Here is a 22,787-nt window from a genome sequence, read left to right on the forward strand (position 1 = left end):
TCTGTACTTTTATGGTTCTGCAGGTCGTTTCACCGAACTCTACAAATAACGTCCGAAATAAGTTTTACATCACTAACATTAGTCGACTATTGATAGCCTTAACAATATTTGTGAGAAATATGCTCCTCATCAGCACACTTCGATGCTTTTTCGGATTTACAGGTTCTATTTTGATTCGGAGAAGGCTTAAAACCTTCATTTGTCGTTATGTGGATTACAATTTAATTAACACGCGTTGTATTACTCAAAAACAATAAGATAAAAGTGAGCTTCTATGTTCGATAAAGTCATTTCCTTTCTAGAGACCACCTTATTTACCTTTAATGATCAACCCATCACTTTGTGGGCAATATTGATGGTTCCCACTTGGATACTGGTTAGTTTGTGGCTGTCCAAAATACTTATTAAAGCGGTTACGTCCAGAATGGCGTCAGCAGGGAAAGATCCGAATGTTATTCATTTAGTTAAGCGGATATTGTTCGTCATCGCTCTCGGGATTATTTTCCTCACCACACTTTCGTTGATCAATGTACCTATTACCGCGTTTGCCTTCCTGTCTGGTGCTGTCGCGATTGGCTTTGGTTTTGGTGCTCAAAACATCATTAATAACTTTATAAGTGGCTGGATTTTGATTGGTGAAAAGCCGATTAGGATTGGTGACTTTTTGGAAGTAGAAGGAGCAAAAGGTACGGTCGAGCAAATTAATACCCGTTCTACGCGGATCAGACGTACTGATGGTGTGCACATGTTAATACCAAACAGTCAGTTGATTGAAAACGTGGTCATTAACTGGACACTCTGCGACAGGTTGGTAAGAGGCACCGTCGTGGTCGGTGTTGCTTATGGAAGTGACGTAAAACTGGTCGCGTCGTTAATGAAAGAAGTGACGTTAAAACAAGAACAAGTGCTTGGTAATCCAGAGCCCGATGTATTCTTCCAGGACTTTGGTGATAACGCTCTTATCTTTGAATCGTATTTTTGGATCCATTCAACGGTTGAAGGAGGGATTCGTGCCGTATCCAGTCAGATACGTTTTGAAATTTATGAAGCCTTTGAGCGAAAAGGTATTGAGATCGCATTCCCTCAACGTGATGTTCATATTGATGGCGAAATTAAAGTTTCTCGGGAACGTTAGCCAATCTTGCCCCGACGCATCGTCTCATGTGATGGCTCCTTAACCTTTAAAACCTTGAACCTCAGCGATACTCGCGGATTGTATGAATGCGCAAAAGGTTGCATTATGTGTGCTTCGTTTTCTTCACTAGAGAAGCAGGGAAATAATGAGCACAAGATATAAGGATTTATTAGGTACCGAACTTTGCGTTATTCAGTCGCCGATGGCGGGTGTCCAAGGAAGTAATCTGGCCATTGCTGTGAGTGAAGCGGGAGGGCTAGGGTCCTTACCTTGTGGCATGTTGAGTATTGAGCAAATCGTGAGTGAAATAGAGGCGATCAAAGCGGCAACCAGCAAACCATTTAATCTCAACTTTTTCTGTCATGATGCATCGCCTTTCAATCAACAGCACCAAGCGATTTGGCAAAATGAGTTAAAACCGTTTTTTGATGAACTTGATTTAGATATGAAGCTTGCGGCTGGTGGCGCGAACAGGGTGCCATTCAGCCATGAGATAGCGGATGCGATTGAACCGTTTTCTCCTGAGTTCATTAGCTTTCATTTTGGTTTGCCCGATAGTGACTTACTAGATCGAGTCAAACAATGGGGCACCAAAGTCGTGTCATCAGCGACGACGGTAGAGGAAGCACTTTGGTTAGAGTCTCGCGGAGTGGATGGCATAATTGCACAAGGCATAGAAGCTGGTGGCCACCGCGGAATGTTCTTATCCAAAGATATCTCGACGCAAATGGGGTTGGTTGCACTTCTTCCTCAAATTGTAAATCGAGTCAACGTTCCGGTGATAGCCGCAGGTGGTATCGCTGACAGTCGCTCAGTGCATTCTTGTTTACAGCTAGGAGCGACAGCGGTACAAGTCGGAACGGCTTATCTGTTATGTACAGAAGCTCAAACATCGACACTGCATAGACAGGCTCTGAAAGAGGCGAAATCACAACATACCGCATTAACGAATATTTTTTCTGGAAAACCAGCGCGTGGCATTGTCAATCGAGCAATGAGAGAACTGGGTTATATGAGTTCGTCCGTGCCAGAATTCCCATTCGCCTCGATTGAAATGACGGAACTACGAAAACAAGCTGAAAGCCAAGGTATGGATGACTTCTCGCCTTTATGGTGTGGTCAAAATACGCAAGGTTGCCAAGAAATATCGGCAAAAGAGATGACGCTTGCGTTAGCTGGGCTGCGTTAATTTTCAATATTTATAGAGATTGGTAGTACGACTTAATCTCCCTGAGGCTGATGATGAGCACTCTGAATCGCATTAAGGGTATCGCGCACCAACTCTTGAGTTTGTTGCTTGAGCAGTTTAACAAACTGCACTTCAATATCGCTCAACGAGACCGTTTCTGGCGTTACTAGATACATTTCGGTTACGGGCAGTGATTCGTAGGGAGGAAGTGGCCACAGTAGTCCTTGTGCAACGTAAGGTTTGGCGCTTTCGACAGTCAGTGCACCAAAGCCGATTCCTGCCATGATCATACGGCGAACTTCCTCAACATTGGACGAAACGGCAACTAATTTACCCCAAAACTGCTGTTGTTCACGAAAGTGGGCGATAGCGTCCAGTCCTTCTCCTGGCTGGTCGCTTTCAAAAGAGATGTAGGGCAAGCCTTTAATTTCGTCGAGGGTCAAGTCTTCGCGACCAAAGCACGGGTGGGTTCGTCCGCAATAAAAACCCATCTGTTCGTAGCCGAGAAAGTCACAGCGAATGCCTGTTTTTGCTATTTTCTTATTACTCAATCCGATGTGCAATAAACCGTCAGCGACATGACTGACGATGTCAGCGCTTGGATGGGTATTAACGTTAAAAATAACGTTAGGGTACAGCGCGTGATAGTTCGCCAGTGTGGCATCGAACGCCGGGCACTGCAGATGACTGGCTATCTCAATCGTCAACTCGCCTTGAATATTATCCGCTTGATCAACAAATTGATCCGCCATGTTGCCAATGATACGACTCACTGATGAGGCATACTCGTAAACTCGCATCCCGTGCAGAGTAAGAGAGAACACGCCTTTTTTACGCAGTATGAGCCGTTTATCTACGTGCTCTTCAAGTCGCTTCAACGCATTACTTACGCTGGGTTGACTGAGCGATAACTTGCGCGCAGCAGCACTGATACCACCTTCGTTAACAATGGTTAAGAACGTATACAGTAAGTTCCAGTCGAGATTACGTAAAAGGCGGTCTTTAGGGTTGAGCATGTGCTTCTTTCCTTGAATGGTTACTTGAATGAACACCCCATAGCGATAGGCTATGTATATCATACTAATTCATCATTATGGCTTTTAACTACTTTTTTCACATACTCAATACTGTCTTTGTGACCGTTTGCTGAAGTAGAAGGGAGATGTCTTCTTAGCGAGCGAGAATCTGGAATGAAACGATAACAAAAGTAGAAGGGAATCCATGATGTCAAAAGGAAAATTTTTAGGTGCTTTGCTTGCTACCTCCGTGGCCGTCGCTGCTTCAGCGGGCGTTAACGCAGAAACAATCAAAATTGGTACAGAGGGTGCGTATCCTCCGTTTAACTACTACACCGCAGACGGCCAGCTAGCTGGTTTCGATATCGAAATCGGTAAAGCACTCTGCAGCGAGATGAAAGTCGAATGTGAGTTCGTCGCTCAGGATTGGGACGGTATTATTCCGGCGCTTTTGGCGGGTAAATACGACATGATTCTGGCTTCCATGTTCATTACCGATGAGCGTAAACAACAAGTGGCGTTCAGCGCTCCATATCAGGCATCTGCGATGACGTTTGTTGTCGATAAACAGTCAGGTATTAAAGATGTGTCCCCAGAGGCGATGAAAGGCATGATCATTGGTGCGCAAGGCTCGACGACACAGGCTGAGTACCTGTTAGCGAAATACCCAGATTCTGAAGTGCGTTTATACCCGACACAGGATGCAGTAAACCTCGACTTGGTTAGTGGTCGTATTGACGCTCAGGCGGGCGACATCATGCCAATGACGGACTGGCTAAGCTCTGAAGATGGTGCTTGTTGTGAGAAAGTCGGCAACCTGATCATGGACCGACAATATGTGGGTGATGGCGTGGGTATCGCATTTCGTAAAGAAGATCAGGAGCTTCGCCAACGTTTAGATCAGGCGTTAGCGAGCATCATCAAAAATGGTACTTATCAGAAAATCAACGACGAGTTTTTCTCGATTAACTTACTGACTCTGAAATAAGTCAGATCAAATGTGGCGGCCTATGTCGCCACTAAGTAGTAAATCAAAAAGAGAGCGACGCGATGGATTATCTGATGTATCTGAGTCTGGGTGACACTGGCTGGGGAGACGAGCTGCTTAAAGGCTTAGTGGTGACTCTGGGGTTAGCTCTGTGTGCTTTGCCTGTGGGATTATTTTTGGGCACGGGCGTGGCCGCACTGTCGATAAGTACTAACAAGAGCCACCGCTGGTTTGCCAATGTTTATACCACGGTACTGCGAGGGCTTCCGGAGCTGCTGACTCTGTTTATTATCTACCATGGCGTCGGTCTGCTGATTAACAAAACGCTGAAATGGATTGACCCTAGCAACGGTTTTTTCGAACTGAATCCGTTTGGTGCAGGTGTGATTGCACTTGGTCTGGTCTTTAGCGGCTACGCGGCAGAGGTGCTGCGTGGTGCCTGGAAAGCGATGGATAAAGGTCAGCGTGAGGCCGGATACGCACTCGCGTTGTCCAGACTTCAAATATTCTGGCTGATCGAGCGCCCGCAACTGCTGCGTTTGGCTCTGCCGGGGTTAGGTAACTTGTGGATCAACTTATTAAAGGACACCGCTTTGGTGTCGGTTATTGCACTCGATGACTTGATGCGTGCGGCGAACATCGCTGTAGGTGCCACCAAAAAGCCATTTTTGTTCTACCTGACGGTTTGTTTAGCCTATTGGGCTGTGTGCTTGTGCTGCGAAAGATTATTGGCAGCAATGGAGCAACACTCAAAACGTGGTATTCGAGTGAGTCGCTAAGGAGAAAGCTATGACGGATTTTATTGCTAAGGTCGCTCCGATGTTACTCGATGGGGCATGGATGACGCTGAAAATCACCTTTATTTCGGTGTCGATAGCGGCTTTGCTGGCATTGCCTATGTCACTATTGCGTATTCAGCGGGCGCGCATCTATCGCTGGCCAGCACAGCTCTTTATCTCTTTCTTTCGTGGAACGCCACTGATTGCTCAGCTGTTTTTACTCTATTACGGCTCCGGTCAGTTTCGCCCTTGGCTAATGGAAATGGGAATGTGGGGTTTCTTCCGCGATCCAGTTAACTGTGCGCTATTGGTGTTCACCCTCAATTCACTGGCTTATCAGACCGAGATATTACGCGGTGCAATTCAGTCTGTAGATGCAGGTGAGATAGAAGCGGCCAAATCAATGGGCATGAATAATAGCTTGTTGTACAGACACATCGTCATGCCGCTTGCGTATCGTATTGCTTTTCCTGCCCTTGGGAATGAATGTATTTTAATGCTCAAAGGCGGCGCAGTCGCGAGTGTGATTACCGTTATGGACTTGATGGGACAAACTCGACGCGCATTTTCTCAGACTTTTGATATCTCGACGTACTTTCTGGCGGCAGCGATGTATTTGGTGATTGCAACTGTATTTGTAATGGCCTGGCGTCAGGCAGAACGTTATCTCTATCGTCATCAGATCCAGCGAACGCCGGGCACACAGCCAGCGACTGTCGCTACGACCTGATTTTTCAACCCTACCACAACCTGATGGCAACAGGAGCAAAGACTCTTGTGGGCTCGTTTGACTTTAAAAAAGGATCAACACAATGAACAAGATTGAATTGAAAACGCCTTATTTGGTGTTTCTGGGCGATGCAAATGATCTTCTAATGGCGAAAGTAGCTAAAGGTGTGGCTCACTGGCGACCAGAAAAGTGTCTGGCGCAATATCGACTTCCGGGCGCAAAAGCAGACCTTGGTATCGCGGAAATGTCACCGCGCGAAGCGGCTGCGTGCGGCGCGAAAACTTTTATTCTTGGCCTAGCACCCGTAGGTGGCACGTTGCCACTGGCTTGGATTGACATCTTAATTGAAGCGATGGAGTCGGGAATGGACGTCGCAAGTGGTTTACACATGCGCCTAAACGACATCCCTGAACTGGTTGCAGCGGCTGAACGTACGGGTCAAAAACTTCTGGATGTTCGCGTGCCTCAAGGGCCAATGGTATGTGGCACAGGCCTTCCGCGCACTGGTAAACGTCTGTTGAGCGTTGGTACTGATTGCTGTGTTGGAAAAATGTTTACCACGCTAGCGATTCATCGAGAGATGGAAAAACGCGGTATTCCGGCAACGTTCCGCGCCACTGGCCAAACCGGTATTCTTATTGAAGGTAGCGGTGTGCCCGTGGATGCCGTGGTTTCCGACTTCATTTCTGGCATGGTTGAAACGCTCTCTCCAGATAACGCACCAGAACATTGGGACATTATCGAAGGGCAGGGCTCACTTCTGCATCCAGCTTATGCGGGTGTAAGCTTGGGCTTGTTACATGGTGCTCAAGCGGATGTGATCATCGTTTGTCACGAGGCTGGTCGCACACAAATGGATGAAATGGAAGGTTACAGCGTGCCTGATCTACAAACGGTAATCGACATTAACCTTACGATGGGCCGCGTGACGAACCCGAATATTCGTCTGGGTGGTATCGCGCTGAACACGGTGAATTTGAGTGAAGAAGAGGCACTCGCTGAAATTGCACGTATTGAGAAACAATTTGGTGTACCTGTGGTCGACCCTGTCCGTACAGGCGTGGCGAAAATTGTCGATGGCATCGAAGAGGTTTGCTATGCGTAAGATGAGTGTGCGCGTTGAAAGGTGGCCACTGCATGAGCCATTTGTTATTTCACGCATGGATCCAATGCTGCATGGTGAAGTAGTGGTGGTTGAGATTGAACAAGATGGACTCGTAGGGCGTGGCGAGTGCGAACGGATGAATGTCTTCGAGCCCGATTACCCTTACGATGTCTTGGCGGATATTGAATCTGTTGTTCAAGCAGTAGAGTCGGGTATCAGCCGTGAAGGACTCGGTGAGTTGTTACCATCTGCTGCGCCACGTAATGCCGTTGACTGTGCTTTATTTGAATTGGAAGCCAAGCTAAAACAGCAACCAGCATGGCAAATGGCGGGGTTTAGTGACGCACCTCAGCCAGTAACAACGGTATTCACTTTATCACTCGATAGTGCTGAAAAAATGGGTAAAGCGGCTGAAGCGCAAAAACATCGCCCAATTCTGAAGCTAAAACTCGGTCGCGACGGTGACTTAGAACGTGTCCGTGCGGTACGTGAGGCAGCGCCTAATACCCGTTTGGTGATTGACGCCAACACTGGTTGGAGTTTTGCACAGCTGTGTGAGTACTTGCCAGTTCTCGCTGAACTCGGTGTCGAAATGGTTGAACAGCCGTTGTCGTCCGAAGAAGAGCACTTACTGGAAACGATCACGCCGTTGTTGCCCATTACCGCGGATGAATCTTGTGTTGATCGTTCCTCGCTAGCTGCTCTGAAAGGACGCTATCAGGCGGTGAATATTAAACTGGACAAAACCGGTGGCATGACAGAAGCATTGGCTTTGCTTAAAGATGCGCAGGAGATGGGCTTTGAAGTGATGGTCGGCTGCATGATTGGGACTTCTCTTGCTATGGCTCCCGCACTGCTTCTCGCTCAACAAGCTCGATGGGTCGATATTGATGGGCCACTTTTGTTATCAGAAGACAGAACACCTGCGCTCAATTATCGCGAGAGCGTAGTCGAGCCGACAGAAGGTGTATGGGGGTAAGACTGCAGCCTGACGTATATCTACTGTCTAACTTTTATCTCGTTCAAAGCCATGGTCAAGTACCATGGCTTTTTTGTTATTTTGGCGAGTGCGAATTCCTGATCGTATAAATTAGCCATAGTGACGCTTGGCTTAGGCCTCCGAGGGACAGGTAATTTCTTGTAACCATTTATTGACTTCGAATGTATTGGCTCCGAATGGTCAAATGATGATGAGATATCGTAAGTGCAGGAGTTGCATTGAAAGCAATGTTGCATGTCATTTGGTAGGATGTTGTTCTTTTTATAAGTTAACTGGTTGTTAGAGCTAAAAAATGGCGTTCAGCACTCCCTAAGTTGCAACTATGTTGATAAGATGACGGCGACGATTATGTAAAGAAGGCAAAATTACATCGGCAAAGAGAGCAATGCTGCTGACTTACAGCGCATTTTAGTTCTTTGTCTCGGGGAATCGATTGCTTTGGCTGACTTGATTAAAAACCGTGTATGAAACGGAAAGCAAACTATACATCCACAGTAAAGACTGATGTAATACCTTCGAGCTTCAATATTTGTGCGAGTAGCGCTGAGTAAAAGACTGTATATGAAAAAAATTATCTCCTTGGCTGTGTTAATTAGCCTAGCAGGGTGTGTTACGACATCTACTAGTAATCCTGTTTTATCGGATGTACACGTAGAAAAGTGTGAAGAGCTCGGTAGACTAGTCGTCACTCAAGATAAAGAGTTCCAACCATCAATGTCAGTGTCATCGCTCGTTCTAAACCAGTTGCCAGTTGTTGCTGAAGATTTTAAGGGTGGTGTTCTGACCTGTAGTGTTGTCGGAGCTACTGATACGGGTTACGCCATTGCGTATGACGAGAGTTCAGAGATTTATCTACACCGCAGGTTTAGTGGCAACAACAAGACTGCAGTTCTGGCTAGCTTGACCGAGCAAGTGGCACAAGAAGAGCAAAGACGCCAAAATTTAGAGCGCGAGAAAAGAGAACAAGAACAAGCTGCTAAACGTCAGGCTATGATCGATGAACGCATTCAGTTTTGTTTGGACTTTGGGGCAAAATACGCTGATATCCTTAAAGGGCACGGCATGAGAGTTGATAACGTGTCAGTATACGACTCGTGGAACAGCGGTGAATTCGTCACTTGTGTTAATAGTTACGACGGTTACTGGGTCGATGATATTAATGAAAAGGGCACCGAACAAGTGAGAGAACAGCATGTTATCAATAAGAAAACGGGAGAGTATCAAACGATTTTTCGCTGATAATCGACCGTTAGATTAGGCCGAAACCTTAGATTACTCAGATTTCTATCTGTTTGCCCAAGCCTAATTCTAAAGGCAAAGATAGACAATCACATTTGATGAAGGGTTACCAGTTGGACAATGGATTCAGAATCCATCCAGTTCGAACACGGTAACCCTCGCTTTAGTTTGAGAACGGTTAAGCCAATAGTTCTCTTCTAACGATGTCTGCCCCGGCACTTAGGGCATTAAGTTTGCCTCTCGCTATTTGGCGAGGCAACGGTGCCATGCCGCAGTTGGTGCAAGGGTAAAGCTTATCGGCATCAACAAACTCAAGTGCTTTTCTCAACGTATCGGCGACTTCCTCTGGTGTCTCAATCGTATCGGTTGCAACATCAATTGCCCCAACCATCACTTTTTTACCGCGAAGAAGCCCGAGCAACTCGATAGGGACTCGAGAGTTGTGACATTCTAATGAGATGATATCGATATTAGATTTTTGCAGCTTTGGAAAAACTTGTTCGTATTGACGCCACTCTGAGCCCAACGTTTTTTTCCAGTCGGTATTGGCTTTGATGCCATAGCCATAGCATATGTGGACAACCGTTTCACATTTCAGGCCTTCAATGGCTCTTTCTAATGCTGCGATGCCCCAATCATTGACTTCGTCAAAGAACACATTAAACGCAGGCTCGTCAAATTGGATGATGTCCACACCCGCAGCTTCGAGCTCTTTTGCTTCTTGGTTGAGTATTTTTGCAAATTCCCAAGCCAGTTTTTCACGACTTTTATAATGATCATCGTACAGCGTATCGATCATCGTCATAGGACCTGGCAATGCCCATTTGATGGGTTTATCGGTCTGCTGGCGCAAGAACTTAGCATCTTCAACAAAAACTGGCTTTTGGCGAGAAACAGGGCCCACTACGGTTGGAACACTCGCATCATAGCGATCACGAATTTTAACCGTTTTGCGATTCTCAAAATCAACGCCACTGAGATGCTCAATAAACGTCGTTACAAAGTGTTGTCGCGTTTGTTCGCCATCGCTAACAATATCAATATCTGCGAATTGTTGTTCTTGTAAAGAAATACGTAACGCATCTTCTTTACCGGCCGTTAGTTCTTCTCCTTGTAATTTCCAAGGTGACCAAAGTGTTTCAGGTTGAGCGAGCCAAGAAGGTTTAGGTAAACTGCCTGACGTCGAAGTAGGTAATAATTTTTTCATAATAAAGGCTGCTGTCTATATTCGTTGATTATAAAGCGTAGTTAACTGACCAATTCTTAAGAATTGTTTTATATGGTTTGATGAAATGTTCTTCAGTAAACTTGCCCTGTTGAATAGCTAACTGGCTCCGTTCTTCTCGGTCATAAACTATTTGAGTTAATGAATGATCCAGATTATTTAAGTTTGGCTGATAGCGCTTTCCTGCCGTCGAATTAGCATTATAAATCTCAGGACGGTATATTTTCTGGAAGGTCTCCATCGTACTGATCGTACTAATGAGCTCAAGATTGGTGTAATCATTGAGCAGATCACCAAAAAAGTAGAAAGCTAAAGGCGCGACACTATTTGGTGGCATAAAATAGCGAACCTGTAAGCCCATTTTCTTGAAGTACTGTTCAGTCAAAGAAGACTCATTAGGTTGGTACTCAAAGCCCAGCACAGGGTGATGGTTCTCTGTACGTTGATAGACTTTGTTGTCTGAAACACTCAAACAGATAACCGGCGTTTTTTTGAAATTCTTCTTGTAAGTATCTGAATCTACGAAGCTCTTGAATATCTTGCCATGCAAATCGCCAAAGTTATCTGGAATGCTAAATTGATTTTGGTTCTTGTTATGATCCAAAAGTAATACGCTAAAATCATAATCACGAACATAAGAAGAAAAGTTATTGCCAACAATGCCTTCAATACGCTCATTAGTTTTATGATCAACAAAGTTCGTTTTTAATATTTCAATTGAAGGGAAGGTTTGACCGCTGCCTTCAATATCCAGATCAACAGAAATTATTTCCAGTTCGACTGAATAACGATCGCCAGCGGGATTATCCCAGCTCGCTAAGGCGTTAAATCGATTGTTAATCATCTTTAAGGTGTTGCGTAAGTTCTCTTGACGACTCTCACCTCTAGCCAAGTTGGCAAAGTTTGTCGTGATACGTGTGTTATCAGAAGGCTGATAATTTTCATCAAAGCAAATGCTATTAATCGTAAATGTAAAGTCTTTATTCATTTTGAGCTGACATCCTATACCTGAGGTAAACCTGAACTTATTCCTAGCTATCTCTGTTCTTTTTAAATTTTTTCTGACGTTATGTATGTTGTTAGTGACAAAAAATCGAGTAGAGATTCAAATTCAATATTATTATGAGTTATAGATAGAGTGTTTTTTATACCCTTCGTGCTACATGAATCAAAACGCTTTTACTTAATGTGGCACATGAAAAATATTCATGGTGTGGCATAGAGAGGAGGGAGAGGCTCAATAATTTTCTTGTTCTCGGTGTTAAATCTGCTTAATCAAAGCACGTAAGTCCCAAGCGCGACGATCACGACAGAGCGATTGATCTCTGCAAGAATGCTGTTATCATTTCAAATAGTTTGAATTCAAATTATATTAATTGAAGTTATTATGAGCAGATTAAAATTCGGTATTCAATTTTCGATTACCTCCCGTTTATGGCGAAGACACATCGACCAACGACTAGCTCAGGTAGGTTTTACCGATGTGAGTTGGTCACCGCTTTTGCACTTAGACGAGTTTGGTGATGGTATCAGCCAAAAAGCGTTGGCATCTTCTGTTGGCATAGAAGGCTCATCATTGGTTCGCCTTCTCGATAGCTTAGAAAAGAAAAGTTTCATCACTCGCCAAGCCGACCAACATGATCGTCGGACAAAACGAATTTATTTAACGGGTGAGGGTCGCCAGCAGGTTTCGGTGTTACGTGGCCATTTGCAAGAAATTGAAGAAGATATGCTGTCTGATATTTCTGATGACGAGATAGACACCATGCTGGGCGTATTGAATAAATTAACCACACGTTTTAAGAGTTAAGTAGTGAGAGGCCGAATGCTGGAGAGATTAGTACACTGGGGATTCGATACCAGCCGTCTTAGTTTTGCGTTTAGGACGGCCGTTGCGTCTTGTGTGGCGTTATTTATTGGATGGTTACTCGGGTTAGATCACCCATCCTGGGCGGCGATGTCTGTTTGGGCAGCCTCCCAGCCAGGGCGGGGAATGCTGATAGAGAAAGGGCTATTCCGTATTCTAGGTACACTGATTGGTACGCTAGTTGGGTTGGCTTTAATGCATCTTTGCGGTGACCAGTTATTTTTGCTGGTTATCGGCTTGGCATTATGGGTTGGTCTATGTACAGCCGCAGGTAATGTCATCCATGGTTTGTTTAGCTACTGTACCTTACTGTCTGGCTATTCTGCTTCACTGGTTGTGCTTTTAAGTGAGGTCAACCACCAAAGTATCTGGACGCTTGGCGCGGACCGCCTTCTCACAGTTCTCACTGGTGTCATTGTGGCACTTGTGGTCGGCCTTGTGTTTGCCCATCGAAGTGACGAGGACGCGCTGATCTGGCGACTTCGAACTCTGACGGTATCCGTACTGCGTGCGTTGCAGCAACAGGTTCGACAAGAGCCGCTTTCTCAGTCAGTTGAACAACTTCTATTGGAAGCTTCACAAATTGAAGAAGCGTTAGATCCACACAGCGCAGGCTCACTTCGTTCTCGTCGTGCCGTCCAATCCATGCGTGCTGTGGTGTTTGCGCATGTTTCTCTCTTAACGATACTGGCCGAAAAGCGTCCTGTTCTTCGCAATGATGAGCTGTCGGATTACTTACAAAAAGTCATTGATGCGCATGATCTGAAATCTCCTCTTGAGCAGGTTGTATCTAACCTGACTTATGCCATTCAAGCCTGTAACACACCTCATGTTGCGCACGGACTGGCTGAACTGAAACAAGCGTTATCTGGTAGGCACGCATTTAATCAACACGGTCGAATGACTACCACACAATCGCCTTATCACGTTGTACTTCATCGTGATTGGGTAAGTGCTTTGCAGGCTATGTATCGCACTAGTGCGCTTATCCTTATTGCGGGTTCAGGTTGGGCTATTACCGGCTCGCCGATTGGGGCATACGTTTTACTCGGAACATCTGTAATGGTGACGCTGTTCTCTACTTTTGAGAGTCCAGCACTTATTATGAAACACATCACCTTATGGCAAGTGGTGGCAGTGGCTGCAACTGCTATCTGTCAATTGTTGTTGTGGCCATTGGCGAACTCGGAATGGCAAATGCTAGTTATGATGGTTCCGTTTATTTTGCTCATCACACTTCCGTTTGCTTACCCTAAGGTGATGTCAGGATCGATGGATTATGTGATGATCTTTTTGTTGCTCTCGTCACCAAGTTTGCCTTATACCCCTGATGCAGGCGAAATGGCTATCAAAGGCGTCGCAATCATCGCCGGACCGACACTGGCATTACTCGCATTTAAGCTTATCTTTCCGACCAATTTGCTTCGCAGACAACAAGTGCTCATGCAAGCGATGTGGCGTTCTCTTTCCTCTCTAGCTTCAGATACCACGTCTTTCCCGTTTTGGCAGGCGCGTATGAAACACAGAGTTGTCAGGCTAACGAGTATGACTCGAAAAACCAGTTTGGACTGGCCGCAGCATGGTCGCGCAGGGCTCGGGCTTCTGATGCTTGGTCAGTGTGTTGAAAACTTGCGCCGAGAAGCAGCAGAGTCGCCAGAAGGGTATCATCAGTCACGGCATCAGGTTTGGTGTAAGCGCCTGCAACAGGCATTACGTCAGTCACCACAAGACACGTTAGCGCTATTACATCGCTATGCTGAGATGGAGAAACATCGAACGCCACTCCTCAGTGCGCAGGCTTCAAGTGCGGCGGAAGAGTTGGCACAAACCCAGCCACTTTGGAGTCGTTGGGTAGGGTAATTTGTAGGTTTATGATTAGGCTGACTATGATGCAGTAACTCAGGTTGGCTGGCTTCCATCGCCAGATTACCCTGAGTTACTGCGTAGTCACTTTGATAGGCTTCTCGGTTAAAGGCTTCTCGGATCGCCAAGTGCGAGTGCCACTTTTGACGCTGGTGGTTTACCTAATGCGCGGCAAATTTGCCAACCTGCTTCATTGACAGCGATAAGATCAACGCCCGTTTCAATACCAAGTTGCTCACACAGATAAAGCACGTCCTCTGTGGCGACATTGCCACTCGCTCCTTTTGCGTAAGGGCAGCCTCCCAAACCTGCAACGGCGCTATCAACGGTGTTAATTCCCATTAATAAAGCTTGGTAAATGTTGGCCAATGCCTGCCCGTAAGTATCGTGAAAATGTACTGCGAGCGCATCTTTTGGTAGTTGCGTTAACAGCGAATCAAGCATGGCAATAACGCGATTTGGGGTTGCTTTACCGACAGTATCGCCCAGAGAAATTTCATAACACCCCATATCAAACAGCGTATTCGCTACCGCGGTGGTTTGCTCTGGTTTGATTTCGCCCTCGTAGGGGCAAACCATGGTGCAGGATAAATACCCACGCACAGGAATGTTATGCTGCTGTGCTAAAGCGATCACAGGTTCAAACCGCGCGAGGCTTTCCGCAATACTGCAGTTGATGTTCTTCTGGCTGAACGCTTCAGAAGCGGAGCCAAATACCGCAATTTGCTTTACGCCACTTTCTAGTGCTCGTTCTAATCCTGCTAAATTGGGGGTGAGCGCACTGTAAACTACGTCTGGTTGTTGAGTTATTCCCGCAAATACCTGATTAGAATCGGCCATTTGTGGCACCCATTTCGGCGAGACGAAAGAACCCGCTTCGATGTGTTTCAAGCCACTGAGGCTCAATTGATCGATCAAGCGGACTTTATCCACCAACGTTACTGCGGTTTCATTTTGCAGGCCGTCGCGAGCGCCAACTTCGACGATATTAACCTTCGCTGGTAGCATACTCGCGCTCCTTATCGACACAGACATTCTCTGATGCCGAAGCTAAATGCAGCAGTATCGAACCATGCTGTACTTGGTCTCCATGCTGATAAAAAATCTCATCAACAGTGGCAGCTACCGAAGCGGTGATGGTGTACTCCATCTTCATCGCTTCGAGAACTAACAATGGATTACCAGCCGCCACTTCGTCGCCTTTATTAACCATGACAGCGGAGATTATGCCGTTAAGTGGCGCGGTTGGGCTAAGCTCATCCTCTTTGCCTTTTGGTGATTCAAAGCTTGGTTGGTGCGCAAATGTACGTTGCTGACCAAGATAAAACAGCGTCGTTTTTTGTTCGTCGTTGAGTGCATTAAAGATGTAACGCACCTCATCAATATCAACGATGAACTGTCCATCTTTTTCAAGCAGGCAAACCTGATGTACTTGATCACCACATTGAATCGTAAATTGATCAGGATGCTGGAAACCGGACTCCTTAGCAAAATGGTGTAAGCGTACTTGATGGTTAGCCGTTGCATCCGTGAAATTAAATCGATACACGTTCTCAACCGACAGCCTAAAACCTTGCTTAGTAGGGGACGGTAATGATGAATCTCCAGACGTCGAGGTGATATCGTTCCAGCGCGCAATGGCGGCCAATGTGAGCCAGATCGAATCAGACACGTTTTGGTGCTCGTTAATGCCTTGCTGGTGTCGGACCAAGAATCCAGTATCAAGCTCAACATCAGCAAAGGCTGGCTGTGAAATAATGCTGTGCAGATAACCGATGTTGGTGGTGACGCCACGCACGTGATACTGAGTTAAAGCCTGTTTAAGCTGTTTGAGTGCAATGTCGCGCGTTTGACCCCAGACGATCAGTTTACTGATCATCGGATCGTAGTACTCGCTAATGGCATCGCCTTGTGTGACACCACTATCGACACGCACACACGCCAAGCGAACATTGCTGTCTGAGACGGGTTCTTTCAAGTAATCAATGCGGCCAGTTGATGGCATAAAGTCATTCTCGGCGTCTTCGGCGTAAATTCGTAGCTCGATTGAGTGACCGTTATGTGTGATTTCGTTTTGTGAGATAGGTAAACGCTCGCCAGCGGCAACGTTGAACTGCCATTCAACAAGGTCAACACCAGTAATCAGTTCAGTGACTGGGTGTTCAACTTGCAGACGGGTATTCATCTCCATGAAGTAGAATTGACCACGGCTATCAAGTAAGAATTCAACCGTACCAGCGCCAACGTAGTCGATCGCCTGAGCAGCCTGAACAGCGGCTTCACCCATTTGCTTACGCAGTTCATCACTCAGACCGGGAGCAGGCGCTTCTTCGACGACTTTTTGGTGACGACGCTGAATGGAACAATCGCGATCAGAAAGATAAACGCAGTTGCCATGTTGATCGGCGAATACCTGCACTTCCACGTGCCGCGGCTGCAATATGCATTTTTCGATCAGAAGCTGTTTGTCGCCAAAGCTTGAAAGTGCTTCGCGTTGCGCACCGTCAATGGCTAACGGCATTTCAGAAGCACTGCTGACCACTCGCATGCCTTTACCGCCACCACCTTGAGTCGCTTTTAGCATTACCGGGTAACCGATTTTTTCCGCTTCTGCTAATAAATGCTCTACGCTGTTGTCTGTGCCGTGATAGCCGGGAACCAATGGTACGTTCGCCTCTGACATGATTGCTTTGGCTTGAGATTTAGAACCCATTGCCTCGATTGCGCTGGTGGAAGGGCCAATAAATACTATGCCATTTTCACTGCAGGCTTTTGCCAGTTTCGGGTTCTCCGACAGAAAGCCGTAACCAGGGTGAATAGCATCGGCTTGCCATTTCTTTGCAGCACCGATGATGGCATCAATGTCCAGATATGACTCACTCGCCGGAGCGGGGCCAATAAATTCGGCAAAGTCCGCATGTTTGACGTGCAGGCTGTTGCGATCGGCCTCGGAATAGACGGCAACGGTTTCGATGGCCATGCTTTTTGCGGTTTTAATGATTCGGCATGCGATTTCACCGCGATTTGCAATCAGTATTCTTTTAAACATGATTCCTCCAATTAGCGGCACGCTTTTCGAAAAAAGCAGTCAGGCCTTCTTGTCCTTCTGCGGACACACGAGCAGCAGCAATCGCTTGGCTGGTGTATTCAATTAATGAGTGGTCGATAGGTTGGTTATCACAACGTAAACAAAGTGCTTTTGCCGCCTGCATGGCTTGCGGACCATTATTAATCAGGTGATCAACCATACGATTGACCGCCTCTTTTGGCTGGGGATCGATTAGATGAAGAATGTTCATCGAAAGCGCAGTCTCGGCATCAATCAGTTCCGCGGTTAAAAAATAGCGTCGGCTTTGTCGTTGTCCAATCGCTCGGATTACGTAAGGTCCGATGGTCGCGGGCAATAACCCGAGTTTCACCTCACTCAAACAGAAGCGGCTCTCAGGTGTGCCAATGGCAATATCGCAGCAGCAAATCAGCCCAAGCGCACCACCAAATGCTGCGCCATGTACCATGGCAATTGTTGGTTTACTGAAGGTATCCAGCGTATGCAAAAGTTTTGCTAGTTGCTGTGCATCTTGCAGGTTTTCACTTTTGGTTTTGGTTGCCATTGACTGCATCCAGCCAAGATCAGCCCCCGCAGAAAAGTGTTTTCCCTGTGCAGTTAACACCAGTGCACGGAGAGAATCTTCCATTTCGAGTTGCTCTAGTGTCTCAATAAGTGAGGCAATCAATTTGTCATTAAATGCGTTGTGCTTTTCTGGCCGATTCAGGCTCAACCAGGCAACGCCATTGCTGTCTTTTTCAAGCAGTAGTCCGGTCATGTGACTTCCTTTGTCTGACATTTCAGTCTGATATTCCAATGCTCGCTAATCAGCACTTTATTCATCATTGATGGATAGCGAGGAGTTAAGGTTTGCTTTGTATCCGACTACATACGGAAGATGCCAAATTTGCTGTCTGGTATCGGTGCATTAAGCGCAGCAGACAGAGCAATGCCGACAACATCTCGGGTTTTCGCGGGATCAATAATGCCGTCGTCCCACAGACGAGCACTGGCGTAATAAGCGTGGCTTTGCGTCTGATATTGCTCCGCAATTGGGCGCTTGAACGCTTCCTCTTCCTCTGGGCTCCAGCTTTCACCTTTACGCGTTTTAATATCACGGGTCACTTGTGCCATTACGCCTGCCGCTTGTTCACCACCCATGACGGAAATACGCGCATTTGGCCACATCCACATCATGGTTGGATCATAAGCTCGGCCACACATACCGTAGTTACCTGCGCCATACGAGCCACCAATAACAACGGTAAATTTAGGCACGTCCGCACATGCCACAGCGGTCACCATTTTTGCGCCATGCTTAGCGATGCCTTCTGCCTCGTATTTTTGACCGACCATAAAGCCTGTTATGTTCTGCAAAAAGAGAAGTGGAATTTTTCGCTGTGCACACAGCTCAATAAAATGGGCGCCTTTTTGTGCCGACTCAGAAAATAGAATGCCGTTGTTAGCAACGATCCCAATCGGCATACCATGGATATGAGCAAAGCCGCAGACTAAGGTTTCACCGAACAAGGCTTTAAATTCATCAAATTGTGAATCATCAACAATTCGTGCAATCACCTCTTTCACATCAAACGGCTTTTTAAGATCGGTACCGACGATGCCGTAAAGCTCCTGCGCAGAGAAACGTGGTTCTTGTGGCGCTTTTTGCTTAAGTTGAATCGGCTTTAAGTGGTTGATTTGTGAAACGGCCTGTCTTGCGAGCTCTAACGCATGGTGATCGTTTTCTGCATAATAGTCGGCTACGCCAGACGTACGGCAGTGAACATCGGCACCGCCCAGATCTTCAGCACTTACTTCTTCACCAGTCGCTGCTTTTACAAGAGGTGGACCCGCTAAAAAGATCGTACCTTGCTCTTTTACGATGATGGAAACATCACACATGGCAGGAACGTAAGCACCGCCAGCGGTACACAGCCCCATCACCACAGCAATTTGTGGGATGCCTTTGGCCGACATACGGGCTTGATTGTAGAAAATACGGCCGAAGTGGTCTTTGTCTGGAAATACTTCATCTTGGCGAGGCAGGTTAGCGCCGCCAGAATCGACTAAGTAAACACACGGAAGTTGGCATTTTTCTGCAATTTCTTGTGCTCTTAAGTGCTTTTTAACGGTAAGTGGATAGTAACTGCCGCCTTTTACCGTCACGTCGTTAGCGACGATCATGCACTCTGTGCCGTCTATCACACCCACACCTGCAACTACTCCGGCGCATGGAACGTAATCAGGGTACACATCCCAGCCAGCAAACTGACCGATTTCTAAAAAGGACGAACCTGGATCGAGTAGGGCCAGAATGCGCTCTCGAGCAGGGAGCTTGCCTTTCTTCTGCTGATGTTCTCGCGCTTTTTCGCCGCCACCGTCCTCTATTTGCGCGGTCACGGTATAAAGTTGATCCACAAGTGACGCCATAGAGCGGTAGTTTTCCTGATACTGCTCTGAGTGGGTATTAATATTGGTCGTCAAACAAGCCATAAATAGCCGATCTCCATTCGGAGTGACAGGCACAGATTGCCTGTCACCAATTTAGGTTGAATAATGAAATGTGTTGAGTCAGTCCGCCTGGGGTTGAATGATAACTAGGCGCTTTCGTTAAACAATTCGCGACCAATAAGCATGCGTCGGATTTCCGAAGTGCCCGCGCCGATTTCGTACAGTTTGGCATCACGAAGCAGACGACCCGTATCAAACTCATTGATATAGCCGTTTCCACCGAGTAACTGGATCGCATCCAAAGCCATTTTGGTTGCCAGTTCCGCGCTGTAGAGAATCGCACCAGCGGAGTCTTTACGTGTGGTTTCACCGCGATCACAAGCGGCTGCCACAGCGTAAACGTAGGCTTTAGCAGCATTCATTTGTGTGTACATATCCGCGATTTTCGCTTGTACAAGCTGGAATTCGCCAATGGATTTGCCGAACTGTTTACGGTCGTGAATATATGGCACAACGATATCCATACATGCCTGCATAATGCCAAGCGGGCCGCCGGCAAGCACAACGCGTTCGTAGTCCAAACCGCTCATCAACACTTTCACGCCTTGGTTTTCTTCACCAAGAATGTTTTCAGCAGGGACTTCGCAGTTTTGGAATACCAATTCACAAGTGTTCGAACCGCGCATGCCTAGTTTGTCGAGCTTTTGCGCTTGAGTGAATCCCGGGTATCCACGTTCTACGATAAAGGCCGTGATGCCTTTAGAATGCTGGCTTGGATCGGTTTTGGCGTAGACAACATAGGTATGGGCATCCGGACCATTAGTGATCCACATTTTGTTGCCATTTAGCAGGAAGATATCGCCTTTACGTTCGGCTTTGAGCTGCATGGATACCACATCGGAACCTGCGCCAGGCTCGCTCATTGCTAGCGCGCCAATATGTTCACCGGAGATGAGCTTAGGCAGATATTTCTCTTTTTGAGCTTGTGTCCCGTTGCGGTGGATTTGGTTAACACAAAGGTTGGAGTGCGCACCGTAGCTTAAAGCAACCGAAGCTGATGCCCGGCTGATTTCTTCCATCGCTATCACGTGGGCGAGGTAGCCCATGTTTGCGCCACCAAACTCTTCGCTGGTGGTCACACCTAAAAGACCCATTTCACCTAATTTGGACCAAAGATGGTTTGGAAAGTCGTTAGATTGGTCGATAGATTGCGCGAGAGGCGCAATTTCTCTTGCAGCAAAACTATTGATTTGCTCGCGAAGCAAATCGGTATTTTCGTCATAAACAAAGTTTAGGGAAGAGTAGGTAGATTTCATTGCGTGTCCTTGCCTTTACGTCACCTACATCCCAGTGCTGAGGTGTCAGGTGACTTTTTCGCCTTTCATGGATCTCAGTGTGTTTTGGCATCGCAACTGCGCAGCATTTAATTCCATCATTACCGCTTGAATGTCATTCGCCTGCTGTTGCAATGCTGCCTTCTTCTCTTCGATCAACCGAATCATATAGTTCAACTGCTCAGTACTTTGATCGGTATCGTAGAGTTCAAACAACTCTTTGATATCTGCAAGAGAAAAGCCTAATCGCTTACCTCGCAAAATCAGTTTTAGTCGAATTCGATCGCGACCATTGTAGATTCGAGTGTTGCCTTTACGTTCTGGAGTTAGCAGACCTAAATCTTCGTAAAAGCGAATACTTCGGGTTGTAATATCGAACTCCTTAGCGAGCTCACTGATCTTAAATGTATTCATTCTTTAACCTTACGACTTTCGTATAACATTTATCCGAATATACAATTCGTTAACGTTAAAGTAAACAACTAGTGAACACTCTTGAGCCTTGATATTACTGACGTTTACCCGAAACTGACGATTCACTCGAACAAACAATAACCTCAAACTTGACGTTAACGTAAATGTTAGTATAGTTATGACGTAAACGTCAACAAAAGGTTAACAGAATGAAAAACGAAACATGGATTGTTGCCGCTAAACGAACGCCTATCGGTGCTTTTCAAGGGGCATTAGCTTCAACCGATGTCACTGAACTCGGGGCGACAGCCATTCAGGGCGCTTTAGCAGAAAGTCAGCTTGATGCAGACAAAATAGATGAAGTACTGATGGGCTGTGTTCTGCCAGCAGGTGTGGGACAAGCACCTGCAAGACAGGCGAGTTTAAAAGCTGACATGCCACAATCCATCGGTTGTACCACGCTGAACAAAGTGTGTGGGTCGGGTATGAAGACCGTGATGCTTGCTCATGATCTTATTCAATCTGGCAACGCGCACGCGGTTATTGCTGGTGGTATGGAAAACATGTCTTCGTCTCCTTATCTATTAAAGAAAGCGCGCGAGGGTTTCCGTTTAGGTCACGAACAAGTGCTCGACCACATGTTTTATGATGGTTTACAGGATGCTTATAAAGGCGAGCTGATGGGTGTCTTCGCTGAACAAACAGCGCAAAAGTATCAGTTTAATCGTGAAAGCATGGATTCTTGGGCGCAGCAATCGGTGACTCGCGCGCAGCAAGCAATTGAGCAAGGTTTGTTCAAAGAAGAGATCGTGCCTGTTAACGTGAAAAGTCGACGCGGCGACATCTTAGTTGCCGACGATGAGCAACCGAGCAAACTCGACGTTGCCAAAATTCCAACTTTGCGCCCTGCGTTTGCTAAAGATGGTGGCGTAACAGCGGCAAACTCAAGCTCCATTTCAGATGGCGCGTCGGCAATGGTATTGGTCGATAGCGAGTTTGGTCGTCAGGAAAACCTTCAACCTCTGGCCAAAATCGTGGGTTACAACACACATGCAAGGCTGCCAGAAGAGTTCACCATCGCACCTGTCTTCGCGATTGAAAAACTGCTGGAAAAAACGGGCTGGGACAAATCGGACGTTGACCTTTGGGAAATTAACGAGGCCTTTGCTGTTGTCACTCAATACGCAGTGAAAGTACTCGAACTCGATGAGAACAAAGTTAACCCGCGCGGTGGTGCTTGTGCGTTAGGTCATCCTATTGGTGCCAGTGGTAACCGCATCCTCGTGACGTTGATTCACGCGCTTAAGCAAACTGGCGGAAAACGTGGCGTTGCATCGCTTTGTATTGGTGGCGGTGAGGCAACCGCTATCGCGATTGAAATCTGCTAATCCATTCTCAACAAAGTT

20 protein-coding genes are annotated in these 22,787 nt (G+C 46.6%); 11 read left to right on the forward strand and 9 right to left on the reverse strand.

Annotated elements, in window-relative coordinates; genetic code table 11:
- The first annotated feature begins 274 nt into the window (after window positions 1-274).
- Together V1U08_RS00265 and V1U08_RS00270 are read left to right on the forward strand one after the other, a co-directional pair.
- Window positions 275-1,135, forward strand: coding sequence for a mechanosensitive ion channel family protein (locus tag V1U08_RS00265; RefSeq protein ID WP_014233954.1), 861 nt, complete (start codon window positions 275-277; stop codon window positions 1,133-1,135).
- 145 nt (window positions 1,136-1,280) lie between these two features.
- Complete coding sequence (locus tag V1U08_RS00270; protein ID WP_330469597.1) at window positions 1,281-2,324, forward strand: NAD(P)H-dependent flavin oxidoreductase; 1,044 nt, start codon at window positions 1,281-1,283, stop codon at window positions 2,322-2,324.
- A gap of 32 nt (window positions 2,325-2,356) precedes the next feature.
- On the opposite strand, the gene V1U08_RS00275 is transcribed toward V1U08_RS00270, so the two are convergent.
- On the reverse strand, window positions 2,357-3,403 hold the full coding sequence (locus tag V1U08_RS00275) for a LysR family transcriptional regulator (RefSeq protein WP_231119412.1): 1,047 nt from the start codon (window positions 3,401-3,403) through the stop codon (window positions 2,357-2,359).
- Window positions 3,404-3,548: 145 nt separating this feature from the next.
- On the opposite strand from V1U08_RS00275, the gene V1U08_RS00280 reads away from it, so the two are divergent.
- From V1U08_RS00280 to V1U08_RS00305, 6 genes are all read left to right on the forward strand, one after another.
- Window positions 3,549-4,328: an ABC transporter substrate-binding protein gene (locus V1U08_RS00280; protein WP_020333773.1), complete on the forward strand. Its 780-nt coding sequence runs from the start codon at window positions 3,549-3,551 to the stop codon at window positions 4,326-4,328.
- A gap of 62 nt (window positions 4,329-4,390) precedes the next feature.
- Complete coding sequence (locus V1U08_RS00285; protein ID WP_014233958.1) at window positions 4,391-5,107, forward strand: ABC transporter permease; 717 nt, start codon at window positions 4,391-4,393, stop codon at window positions 5,105-5,107.
- A 10-nt stretch (window positions 5,108-5,117) separates the two neighbouring features.
- Window positions 5,118-5,837, forward strand: a complete 720-nt coding sequence (locus tag V1U08_RS00290) for an ABC transporter permease (protein ID WP_020333775.1) — start codon at window positions 5,118-5,120, stop codon at window positions 5,835-5,837.
- A gap of 82 nt (window positions 5,838-5,919) precedes the next feature.
- A complete protein-coding gene (gene dgcN, locus V1U08_RS00295; protein ID WP_065298812.1) occupies window positions 5,920-6,942 on the forward strand; it encodes an N-acetyltransferase DgcN in 1,023 nt (340 codons plus the stop codon).
- A complete protein-coding gene (dgcA, locus tag V1U08_RS00300) occupies window positions 6,935-7,921 on the forward strand; it encodes an N-acetyl-D-Glu racemase DgcA (protein WP_330469598.1) in 987 nt (328 codons plus the stop codon). The genes dgcN and dgcA overlap by 8 nt, the downstream gene beginning before the upstream one ends.
- A 582-nt stretch (window positions 7,922-8,503) precedes the next feature.
- Complete coding sequence (locus V1U08_RS00305) at window positions 8,504-9,181, forward strand: hypothetical protein (RefSeq protein WP_330469599.1); 678 nt, start codon at window positions 8,504-8,506, stop codon at window positions 9,179-9,181.
- Between the two features lie 178 nt (window positions 9,182-9,359).
- On the opposite strand, the gene V1U08_RS00310 is transcribed toward V1U08_RS00305, so the two are convergent.
- Window positions 9,360-10,388, reverse strand: a complete 1,029-nt coding sequence (locus tag V1U08_RS00310) for a methionine synthase (protein ID WP_330469600.1) — start codon at window positions 10,386-10,388, stop codon at window positions 9,360-9,362.
- 28 nt (window positions 10,389-10,416) lie between these two features.
- Window positions 10,417-11,394 carry a DUF1852 domain-containing protein gene (locus V1U08_RS00315; RefSeq protein WP_330469601.1) on the reverse strand — a complete coding sequence of 326 codons (978 nt, stop codon included), beginning with the start codon at window positions 11,392-11,394 and terminating at the stop codon, window positions 10,417-10,419.
- 399 nt (window positions 11,395-11,793) lie between these two features.
- Between V1U08_RS00315 and V1U08_RS00320 the strand changes: the two genes are divergently transcribed.
- Window positions 11,794-12,216: a MarR family winged helix-turn-helix transcriptional regulator gene (locus tag V1U08_RS00320; protein WP_239947193.1), complete on the forward strand. Its 423-nt coding sequence runs from the start codon at window positions 11,794-11,796 to the stop codon at window positions 12,214-12,216.
- Window positions 12,217-12,231: 15 nt separating this feature from the next.
- A complete protein-coding gene (locus tag V1U08_RS00325; RefSeq protein ID WP_330469602.1) occupies window positions 12,232-14,133 on the forward strand; it encodes an FUSC family protein in 1,902 nt (633 codons plus the stop codon).
- A 108-nt stretch (window positions 14,134-14,241) separates the two neighbouring features.
- Here the strand turns inward: V1U08_RS00325 and V1U08_RS00330 are convergent, their stop codons facing one another.
- The 6 genes from V1U08_RS00330 to V1U08_RS00355 form a co-directional block, all read right to left on the reverse strand.
- A complete protein-coding gene (locus tag V1U08_RS00330; RefSeq protein ID WP_330469603.1) occupies window positions 14,242-15,144 on the reverse strand; it encodes a hydroxymethylglutaryl-CoA lyase in 903 nt (300 codons plus the stop codon).
- A complete protein-coding gene (locus V1U08_RS00335; protein ID WP_330469604.1) occupies window positions 15,125-17,185 on the reverse strand; it encodes an acetyl/propionyl/methylcrotonyl-CoA carboxylase subunit alpha in 2,061 nt (686 codons plus the stop codon). The genes V1U08_RS00330 and V1U08_RS00335 overlap by 20 nt, the downstream gene beginning before the upstream one ends.
- Window positions 17,178-17,960 (reverse strand): enoyl-CoA hydratase-related protein, encoded by a 783-nt coding sequence (locus V1U08_RS00340; protein ID WP_330469605.1) that lies wholly within the window; start codon window positions 17,958-17,960, stop codon window positions 17,178-17,180. The genes V1U08_RS00335 and V1U08_RS00340 overlap by 8 nt, the downstream gene beginning before the upstream one ends.
- 107 nt (window positions 17,961-18,067) lie before the next feature.
- Window positions 18,068-19,675 carry a carboxyl transferase domain-containing protein gene (locus V1U08_RS00345; RefSeq protein ID WP_330469606.1) on the reverse strand — a complete coding sequence of 536 codons (1,608 nt, stop codon included), beginning with the start codon at window positions 19,673-19,675 and terminating at the stop codon, window positions 18,068-18,070.
- A gap of 104 nt (window positions 19,676-19,779) precedes the next feature.
- Window positions 19,780-20,949, reverse strand: a complete 1,170-nt coding sequence (locus V1U08_RS00350) for an isovaleryl-CoA dehydrogenase (RefSeq protein ID WP_065298804.1) — start codon at window positions 20,947-20,949, stop codon at window positions 19,780-19,782.
- A gap of 45 nt (window positions 20,950-20,994) precedes the next feature.
- Complete coding sequence (locus V1U08_RS00355; protein WP_005373242.1) at window positions 20,995-21,381, reverse strand: MerR family transcriptional regulator; 387 nt, start codon at window positions 21,379-21,381, stop codon at window positions 20,995-20,997.
- A 209-nt stretch (window positions 21,382-21,590) separates the two neighbouring features.
- Between V1U08_RS00355 and V1U08_RS00360 the strand changes: the two genes are divergently transcribed.
- The gene (locus V1U08_RS00360; protein WP_065303460.1) at window positions 21,591-22,769 is read left to right on the forward strand and encodes a thiolase family protein; all 1,179 of its coding nucleotides are present in this window, start codon (window positions 21,591-21,593) and stop codon (window positions 22,767-22,769) included.
- Window positions 22,770-22,787 lie beyond the last annotated feature (18 nt).

The organism is Vibrio sp. YYF0003, from assembly GCF_036350715.1.
In the GTDB taxonomy this organism is placed as follows: Bacteria; Pseudomonadota; Gammaproteobacteria; order Enterobacterales; family Vibrionaceae; genus Vibrio; species Vibrio natriegens.